General features: G+C 70.1%; 8 protein-coding genes. All 8 read left to right on the top strand.

Annotation, left to right across the window (positions count from 1 at the left end):
- The first annotated feature begins 82 nt into the window (after window positions 1–82).
- Complete coding sequence (locus MJ785_RS08845) at window positions 83–1,942, top strand: ABC transporter ATP-binding protein (protein WP_370652904.1); 1,860 nt, start codon at window positions 83–85, stop codon at window positions 1,940–1,942.
- 22 nt (window positions 1,943–1,964) lie between these two features.
- Entirely contained in the window at window positions 1,965–2,357 is a 393-nt protein-coding gene (gene hisI, locus MJ785_RS08840; protein WP_239309335.1) for a phosphoribosyl-AMP cyclohydrolase, read from the top strand.
- Window positions 2,354–3,859 (top strand): anthranilate synthase component I, encoded by a 1,506-nt coding sequence (locus MJ785_RS08835; protein WP_239380380.1) that lies wholly within the window; start codon window positions 2,354–2,356, stop codon window positions 3,857–3,859. The genes hisI and MJ785_RS08835 overlap by 4 nt, the downstream gene beginning before the upstream one ends.
- A gap of 56 nt (window positions 3,860–3,915) precedes the next feature.
- Complete coding sequence (locus MJ785_RS08830; protein WP_239380379.1) at window positions 3,916–4,473, top strand: Trp biosynthesis-associated membrane protein; 558 nt, start codon at window positions 3,916–3,918, stop codon at window positions 4,471–4,473.
- 856 nt (window positions 4,474–5,329) lie between these two features.
- Window positions 5,330–6,136, top strand: coding sequence for an indole-3-glycerol phosphate synthase TrpC (gene trpC, locus MJ785_RS08825; RefSeq protein ID WP_239309332.1), 807 nt, complete (start codon window positions 5,330–5,332; stop codon window positions 6,134–6,136).
- 16 nt (window positions 6,137–6,152) lie between these two features.
- Window positions 6,153–7,400 carry a tryptophan synthase subunit beta gene (trpB, locus tag MJ785_RS08820; protein WP_239309331.1) on the top strand — a complete coding sequence of 416 codons (1,248 nt, stop codon included), beginning with the start codon at window positions 6,153–6,155 and terminating at the stop codon, window positions 7,398–7,400.
- A 63-nt stretch (window positions 7,401–7,463) separates the two neighbouring features.
- Complete coding sequence (gene trpA, locus MJ785_RS08815; RefSeq protein ID WP_370651471.1) at window positions 7,464–8,369, top strand: tryptophan synthase subunit alpha; 906 nt, start codon at window positions 7,464–7,466, stop codon at window positions 8,367–8,369.
- Between the two features lie 152 nt (window positions 8,370–8,521).
- A partial coding sequence (gene lgt, locus MJ785_RS08810; protein WP_239380378.1) for a prolipoprotein diacylglyceryl transferase occupies window positions 8,522–9,329 on the top strand: 808 nt, incomplete at its 3' end.

Below are 9,329 nucleotides of genomic sequence, written 5' to 3'. Positions count from 1 at the left end.
CTGTTGAGGATGCCGCGGTGGCACGGTGAGCGTCACCGTTCCGGCGCCCCGCCAGGAGGATCCGGATCCCCGGCTGGATGGCATGGCGCCGGAGAGCGGCTCCGTGATCCGCGGAACCCGCAACGAGGGACACCCGGCTGCCGCTCCCGACGGCACCGGCAGCGCTCCGGCCCGGTCTGGAGAGTCGCTGGGGGCGACGCTCGGTAAGATCCGGCGGCTCGTACCGGAGCTCACCGCGGGCCTGCCGGTGACCATCGCTCTTGCGCTCATCGCCACCACGGGACGAGTGGTGATCCCGATCGCGGTCCAGCAGACCGTCGACCACGGCCTGCTGCACGGAGCGCCCAAGCTGCGCGTGGTCGGCTGGGCGGCGGCGGGCGCGATGCTGGCGATCGTGGTGACGGCCGCAGCGGCCTACCGCATGAACGTCCGCCTGTATCGGATGTCCGAGGCTGCGTTGGCGACACTGCGGATACGTGTTTTCGGGCACATCCACGGTCTGTCCGCGTTGACCCAGCTGGAGCAGCGGCGGGGAGCCCTCACCTCGCGGGTGACCAGCGATGTTGACCAGATGTCGCAGTTTCTGCAGCTCGGCGGCATGATCTTGCTGCTGTCCTCCGGGCAGATGCTGATCGCGACCGTGCTTATGACGATCTATTCCTGGCCTTTGACCATCGTTGTCTACGCCTCCTTTGTGCCGATGGCTGTTGCGGTAAGGCGCTTTCAGCCGCTCCTTGCGCAACGCTACCGGGCGGTTCGAGAGCGGGTTGCGGACATGCTGGGCGCGATTGCGGAGTCCGTGGTCGGCGCCGCGGTGGTACGCGCCTACGGCGCTCAGGCGCGCACCGAGACGCGGGTCGACACCTCCGTCGACCGCTACCGATCGGCGCAGACCGATGCGCAGCGGCTGGTCGCCACGGTCTTCTCGGCCGGTGAGCTGGTGGCGGCATGCGCGACCAGCGCCGTGGTGGTCGGCGGGGTGCTGCTCGGGGTGGACGGTCATCTCAGCGCTGGCCGGCTGGTGGCCTTCCTGTTCCTGGTCACCCTGTTCGTGCTGCCGTTGCAGACGCTGACCGAGGTGCTCAATGAGGGCGCGAACGCGCTTGCGGGCCTGCGCCGTGTCCTTGATGTGCTGGACACACCGCAGGATGTCCGTGACCCTGGCTCCGAAACTGGAAAAGATCTTCCTGTTGGCCCGCTCGGGGTGCGTTTCGACGGTGTCGCGTTCGCTTATCCAGGAGGACCGCCCGTCCTGCAGGCCATCGACCTGGACATAGCGCCACAGACCAGGGTCGCCGTGGTCGGTGAGACGGGATCGGGCAAGACCACCCTGGCGAAACTGCTCACGCGGCTGATGGACCCGACAGCTGGCCAGGTGCTGCTCGGCGGTGTGCCCGCGGAGCAGGTCCGGTTCGCCTCGTTGCGTCGGCGGGTTGTCATGGTCCCGCAGGATGGCTTCCTGTTCGATCTGAGCATCGCGGACAACGTTCGCTACGGATGCCCGGAGGCCGGCGACGCCGATGTTGCGGACGCCTTCACCGCGCTGGGGCTTGCGGACTGGATCGCTGGGCTCGCCGACGGTGTGCGCACCCGGGTCGGTGAACGTGGGAGCTTGCTGTCCGCCGGAGAACGTCAGCTGGTCGCCCTCGCCCGTGCCCATGTCGCGGTACCGGACCTGCTCGTCCTGGACGAGGCGACATCGTCGGTCGACCCGGCCACGGAGGTGCGACTCGCCCGTGCGCTGGCCGCGTTGACCCGAGGGCGGACATCGGTCACGATCGCCCACCGGCTGTCCACCGCGGAGGCCGCGGACATGGTGGTGGTGGTTGACGCGGGCCGGATCGTCCAGCGGGGGGCCCACGCCGAACTCGTTGCCGTCCCCGGTGTGTATCAGCGCCTGCACGCTTCGTGGACGGCGGGCGTGGCCGGTGACCTGCCATGACCGAGCACGGCACAATGGGCACGTGTGCGTCCCCGCGTCCCGTCTGGACCCCGCCATAGCCGGTCTGCTCAAGCGCGACGAGGCTGGCCTGTTCCCCGCTGTCGCGCAGCAGTACGACACCGGCGAGGTGCTGATGGTCGGCTGGATGGATGACGAGGCGCTGCACCGCACGCTCACCACCGGGCGGGCCACATACTGGAGCCGCAGCCGTCGTGAGTACTGGGTCAAGGGGGACAGCAGCGGCCACCGCCAGCTGGTTCGGTCGGTCTCTCTTGACTGCGACGGGGACACCGTCCTGGTCCGGGTGGAGCAGGTGGGATCGGCCTGCCACACGGGCAGCCGGACATGTTTCGACAACCGGAGCCTGCCGGCCGTCGCCGTTACCGTGAAGTCCCCGAGGAGCGCCGAGTCGTGACGACAGGTGAGATCATTCCGGGCCGGGCCGGCTTCCACGCGCTCGCCGCCGAGTACCCGGTGGTCGCGGTCACCCGCCGCCTGCTCGCCGACGGCGAGACCCCGGTCGGGATCTACCGCAAGCTCGCCGGGGGACCTGGAACCTTCCTGCTGGAGTCCGCCGAGAACGGCGGGGTGTGGTCGCGGTACTCGTTCATCGGTGTCCGGGCCGCGGCGACCCTCACCGAACGGGACGGGTCGGCCGTCTGGGTGGGCGGCCAGGCGCCGTCGGGCGTTCCCACCGGTGGTGACCCGCTCGAGGTACTTCGCGCGGTTCAGCTGGCGTTGCGTACTCCCACGGTGCCGGACGCGCCACCGCTCACCGGTGGTCTGGTCGGCTATCTGTCGTACGACATCGTCCGGCGGGTCGAACGGCTGCCGTCCGGTTGCGTGGACGACCTGGGCATGCCCGAGCTGCGCATGATGCTGACCGCCGATCTCGCGGTATTTGATCACAGCGACGGGTCCTGTCTGCTGATCGCAAACGTGTTCACCGGGGACGGCGATCTGGACACGGCCTACGACGACGCCGTGCATCGGCTCGAGGTCATGACCGCCGACCTCGGCAAGTGGACCGAACCGACGGTCGCGACCACCATGGTGCCACGAGACCTCTCGCTCGCCGGGTTCGCGTCGCGGACCTCGCCAGAGCGCTTCGAAGCCTCCGTCGAGGCCGCCATCGAGCAGATCCTGGCCGGTGAGTGTTTCCAGATCGTGGTCTCCCAGCGCTTCGAGCGGCAGACGACAGCCGCGCCTCTTGATATCTACCGGGTGCTGAGGGCGTCGAATCCGAGCCCCTATATGTACCTTCTCCGGTTTGATGATCACGATGTCGTCGGGTCGTCGCCGGAGGCACACGTGAAGGTGACGGGCCGGCAGGCGTTGCTGCACCCGATCGCCGGTAGCCGTCCCCGTGGCGCCACGGCCGAGCGGGATGCTGAGCTCGCCGCGCAGCTGCTGGCTGACCCAAAGGAGCGGGCCGAGCACGTGATGCTCGTCGATCTGGTGCGTAACGACCTGGGACGAGTCTGCGTGCCGGGTTCGGTGCGCGTGGTCGAGTTCGCCGCGGTTGAGCGTTTTTCGCAGATCATGCACATTGTCTCCACGGTGATCGGTGAACTTGCCGAGGACCGCTCGGCCATCGACGTCCTCACGGCGACGTTTCCCGCGGGCACCCTCACCGGCGCGCCGAAAGTGCGTGCGATGGAGATCATCGAGGGGCTTGAGTCAACCCGCCGGGGGCTGTACGGGGGTGTGGTCGGCTACCTGGATTTCGGCGGCGATCTGGACACCGCGATCGCCATCCGGACCGCTGTGCTTCGCGACGGGCGGGCCTACGTGCAGGCCGGCGCCGGAATCGTTGCCGATTCCGTGCCGGTGGCCGAGAACAACGAGAGCCGTACCAAGGCGGCGGCGGTGCTGCGGGCGATCGAGATCGCAGAGTCGTTGCGTTCGCCGATATGATCACCCATCAGCGACCCGTCGACATGTCCCCAGGCCACCGTGGACGGCGGCGGGCGATGGCTGCGGCGGTGCTCTGTTGCCTGCTGGGCGCTGTGCTGGTGCTTGTCACCGTCGGGGCGACCTGGGTACAGCTGAGTGTGGCGGCCGGGGCCGCGGCACAGGATGCGGTCACGGCCGCACCGTTGGCGGTACGGCTGTCCGGATCGGATCTTGCCCCGGCCGTGGCCGGGCTGGGCCTGGTCGGGCTCGCGGGAGTGGTTGCGACCGCCGCCACCAGACGCAGGGGGCGTGTACTCGTCGGTCTGCTGGTTCTGCTGGCCGGCGCGGCAGTCGCCATCGTCGCCGGCCGCATCGCCGCGGACCCGCTGCCGGCCGCGCGTGTCGCCACCCAGGTGCGCCAGATCACCCCGAGCGTCACCACCAACCTGCGCGACATCCGGGGCACAGCCGCGCCGTGGCTTGCCACCTGTGGGGGAGCGCTTCTCGCTCTGGGTGGCGCTATCGTCGCGATCCGTGGGCACACCTGGTCGACGCTGTCCGTCCGGTACGAGAGCCCGACAGCCCGACCGGTCGACGCCTGGGAGGCTATCGACCGGGGTGACGACCCGACCTGACCGGGGCGCCCGCGTCGCGCCCAGCAGGCGTGGATGGCCGCCGCGGCACCGGTCGCGTGGTCCGGGGAGCACCCAGCCGGCTGGGATGGCGCCGGTATCAGAGCGCGTGTGAGATCGTCATTCCGGCTCGCCGCGCCCAGGCGCGCCTTGGCCGCGTTGTCGGCCACACCGATACAACTCATTCGGTATCGCTTCGGCCTTCCGCCTTGCCAGGGGCCGCCTGGCCGCGGCTCACTGATCGAAAGCCCGATCTCACACACGCTCTCAGCCGCGGCGGCGGTAGAGCGCACCGATCGAGCTCGGCTGCCAGGCCGTGGGTCACGGAACATGCCCGCCTCCATCGTTACCTCCGCGGTAGAGATCCGGCTGGATGTGGTTCATCGAATGTAATCGAACCCGCGTTCGATGGTAGGTCATGGCGTGTTCATGTGGCCAGGGGTGCCGCATACCGATTTCGCCGTTTTTGCGCCGCCGGTTGTTCGCCGCCGGTTGCTCGGTGCGGGCAGCTCCGCCATCGACAGTTCCGCCGGTTGCCCGACGCGGGGGCCCGGTCTGGACGAGGCCGGGCCGAGGCCGGGCTGAGGCCGGGCTGGGGCGAGGTCGGCGCGGCTCACTCTCGGCGGCAACAGAGATCGTTTGACAACGGCGGGACAATCACGATGCGTAGGGAGAGGGCGAGCATGCCTGGCGTGGGACGGTTTTCGCCTCGCCCATGTCGGTGTGTTTCCGGCTTGTGCCAACCAACGGGCAACCGCCGAGTGTGACAGTCAGCGATCCTCGACGGGGGCCTGCTGCCGCCGGCCGCCCGCTGGCCTAACATCGGCGCCATGGCTGCGACAGCCCTGGGCACCGGCCGATGAGTGTCCTTGACGACATCCTTGACGGGGTGCGAGCCGACCTCGCCGAACGGGAGGCCACGGTCTCCCTGGCGACGCTCAAACGGCGTGTTGAGCGTGTCCCGGATCCACGGGACGCGCTCGCGGCACTGCGCACTCGGGCCGTTTCGGTGATTGCCGAGGTGAAGCGTCGCTCCCCGTCAAAGGGCGATCTTGCGCCGATCGCGGATCCGGCGGCCCTCGCCGCGCAGTTCGAGGCCGCGGGCGCGGCGGCGGTGAGCGTCCTGACGGAGCGGCGCCGGTTCGGTGGGACGCTCGCCGACCTGGACGCCGTGCGGATGGCGGTGGACGTGCCCGTGCTGCGCAAGGACTTCATCATTTCCCCGTACCAGGTCTTCGAGGCACGGGCGCACGGTGCGGACATCGTTCTCCTGATCGTGGCGGCGCTGGAGCAGCCGCGCCTGATCGGTTTGCTCGACCGCGTCGAGTCGCTGGGCATGACCGCCCTGGTCGAGGTGCACGACAGCGACGAGGCCGCGCGTGCGGTCGACGCGGGTGCGCGCCTGATCGGCGTCAACGCACGCAGCCTCCGGACACTCGAAGTCGATCGCGACACCTTCGCCCAGCTGGCACCGCTGTTGCCCGTGGAGGTGACCAAAGTCGCCGAGTCCGGGGTGCGCGGTCCGCACGATCTGCTCGCCTACGCGGCGGCCGGCGCGGACGCGGTTCTCGTGGGGGAGGCCGCGGTGACGGGAAGCAATCCCCAGCAGGCGGTCGCGGATCTCGTCACCGCGGGCGCTCACCCGGCGACCAGGGTGGGGCGTTGACCGATACAGTCAGCCGATGACTTCCGCTGGAACCGTCGGCCGAACTCCTGAGGATCTCCTCCCGGGCGGCCCGCTGCCGGACAGCGCCGGTCACTTCGGTCGCTTCGGTGGCCGTTTCGTCCCGGAGGCGCTGTTCGCCGCTCTGGACGGCCTGACGGCGGCGTACGCGGCCGCCCGGGACGATCCCGCCTTCGCCGCGGAACTCGACGGACTGCTCACGGCGTATGCCGGCCGGCCCACCCCGCTCACCGACGCGGCCCGGCTGAGTGCCCATGTCGGTGGCGCCCGCATCCTGCTCAAGCGTGAGGATCTGGCGCACACCGGTTCGCATAAGATCAACAACGTGCTTGGCCAGTGCCTGCTCGCCCGCCGGATGGGCAAGAGCCGGGTGATCGCCGAGACCGGTGCCGGTCAGCACGGCGTCGCCACGGCGACGGCCTGTGCGCTGCTCGGCCTAGACTGTGTGGTCTACATGGGCGAGCAGGACACCCGCCGCCAGGCGCTCAACGTCGCGCGGATGCGGCTGCTCGGGGCCGAGGTCGTGGCGGTCGCCGCGGGCAGCCGGACGCTCAAGGACGCGATCAACGAGGCCATGCGGGACTGGGTGGCCACCGTGGGCACGACGCACTACTGCATCGGCTCGGTCATGGGGCCGCATCCCTTCCCGATGCTGGTCCGCGACTTCCAGCGGGTCATCGGTGTGGAGGCCCGAGCCCAGGTTCTCGACCGTACCGGGCAGCTGCCGGACGCGGTGGTGGCCTGTGTCGGTGGCGGCTCCAACGCGATGGGCATCTTCCACCCGTTCATCGCCGACCCGTCCGTCCGGCTGGTGGGCCTCGAGGCCGGTGGTGACGGGGTGTCCACCGGGCGCCACGCGGCCGCGATCGCGGGCGGGGCGCCCGGTGTGCTGCACGGGATGCGGACCTTCCTGCTCCAGGACGCGGACGGGCAGACCCAGGTGTCACACTCGATCTCGGCCGGGCTCGACTATCCGGGCATCGGCCCGGAACACGCCTGGCTCCATGAGACCGGCCGGGCGACCTACCGGGTCGTCGACGACCGCGAAGCCATGGACGCGCTGCGGACGGTCGCGCGGCTGGAGGGCATCCTGGTCGCGATCGAGAGCGCGCACGCGTTCGCCGGGGCGTTCGATCTTGCCCGGGAACTGGGTCCTGACGCGGTCGTCGTGGTGAACTGCTCCGGTCGCGGTGACAAGGACGTTGACACCGCGGCCCGCTGGTTTGACCTTCTTGATCATTCATGAGCTGGCCGGGCCGCGGTGGCTTCACCGGATCGTGTCACCGGCTGACAACGGAACGGACGTGCGGTGCAGAGTTTCGCGGGTGACCGAGGCCGATCAGGCGACCAGTGCCGACCAGGTGAGCGGGACCGGCTGAGCCACACGTTCGTGCTGGCACGCGAGGCGGCGCGAGCGGCGCTGATCGGCTACCTGCCGGCGGGCTTTCCCTCGGTCGACGGTGGTATCAGCGCCATGCTGGCCATGGTCGAGGCAGGAGTGGAGATCGTCGAAATCGGCCTGCCCTACTCCGACCCGACCATGGACGGCCCGGTGATCCAGGCTGCGGCCGGTGCGGCGTTGAGCCGTGGTGTCACCACCCGCGATGTCCTGCGCACGGTGGAGGCGGTGGCCGCGACCGGTGTGCCCACTCTGGTGATGAGCTACTGGAATCCGGTCGAGCGGTACGGGGTCACCGCGTTCGCCCGGGATCTCGCGGCGGCTGGCGGTGCCGGGACGATCACTCCGGACCTGCCCCCCGAGGAGGCCGAGCCCTTGCTCGCGGCCACCGCCGAGGTCGGTCTCGACCCGGTGTTCCTGGTCGCCCCAAGCTCGTCCGACGCACGCATCGCGCGGGTTGCCGAGGTCAGCCGAGGCTTCATCTACGCGGCTTCGCTCATGGGGGTCACCGGTGCCCGGTCGACGCTGGGCGCGCAGGCGGCTGGGCTGGTGAGCCGGGTCCGAGCGATCAGCGACACGCCGGTCGGGGTGGGCGTGGGCGTGGGCACGCCCGCGCAGGCGGCCGAGGTGGCCGGTTTCGCCGACGGGGTGATCGTGGGCTCGGCGCTGGTGAGCGCGCTGGTGGACGCCGACCGCGCGGGCGACGATCCGGGTGCCGCCGCCGCGGCAGTGCGGGGGACCGTGGCCGCCCTCGCCACCGGCGTGCGCTCGGGCCGGGCCGGCCCCCGGCCCCTGCCCTCCGGTAGCGCCTGGTAGCGCCTGGTAGCGCCTGCTGACGAGGCTCCGGGAACAGGGCGTTCAATCAGGGCGGCGCCTGGGCGGCGCGAGCCGGACAGGCCTGTTACCGGAGCTTCTTTTATGACGACGGCGAGAACGGGCCGCGTGAGCGGCGGTATACGTTGGGCCTCGTGGTTCTAGCCGCGATTCCCAGCCCATCGACGGGCGTCCTGCACGTGGGCCCCATCCCGTTGCGGGCGTATGCCTTTATGATCATAATTGGTGTCCTGGTCGCGGTTGTGCTCACCGACCGGCGCCTGCGGGCCCGCGGTCAGCCGGCCGGCCTCGCCGCGGACGCCGCGGCCTGGGCCGTCCCGTTCGGGATCGTCGGTGCGCGGATCTACCATGTGATCACCAGTCCGGACGCGTACTTCGGCGACGGTGGCCATCCGGCCGACGCGCTCAAGATCTGGCACGGCGGGCTGGGGATCTGGGGCGGGGTCGCCGGGGGCGCGCTCGGCGTGTGGCTTGTCTGCCGCCGCCACGGGACGCCGTTCGGTCTCTTCGCGGACGCCGCGGCCCCCGGGCTCGTGCTTGCCCAGGCCATCGGGCGTTGGGGCAACTGGTTCAACCAGGAGCTCTATGGCCGGGCGACCGATCTGCCCTGGGCTGTGCGGATCGACCCCGCGCATCAGGTCGTCCCCGGCGTCTCGCTCTACCATCCGACGTTCCTGTACGAGTCGCTGTGGGATGTCAGCGTCGCCGCTGTCCTGCTGTGGGTGGATGCTCACCGCAGGCTTGGCCGCGGCAAGCTGTTCATCCTCTACGTGATTCTGTACACTGCTGGACGCGCCTGGGTCGAGGCGCTGCGCATCGACGATGCCCACACGTTCCTCGGGATGCGCCTCAACGACTGGGTGTCGATTGTCGTCCTTGCCATCGCGGTGACCGCCATCGTCCTCGTGCGCCGGCCCGTCGATCCGCCGGCCAGCGCCGGCC

The organism is Protofrankia sp. CiT1 (genome assembly GCF_917627335.1).
GTDB lineage: Bacteria > Actinomycetota > Actinomycetes > Frankiales > Frankiaceae > Protofrankia.
The sequence above is the reverse complement of the archived record's forward strand: the minus strand, read 5'-3'. Positions and strand labels throughout refer to the sequence as shown.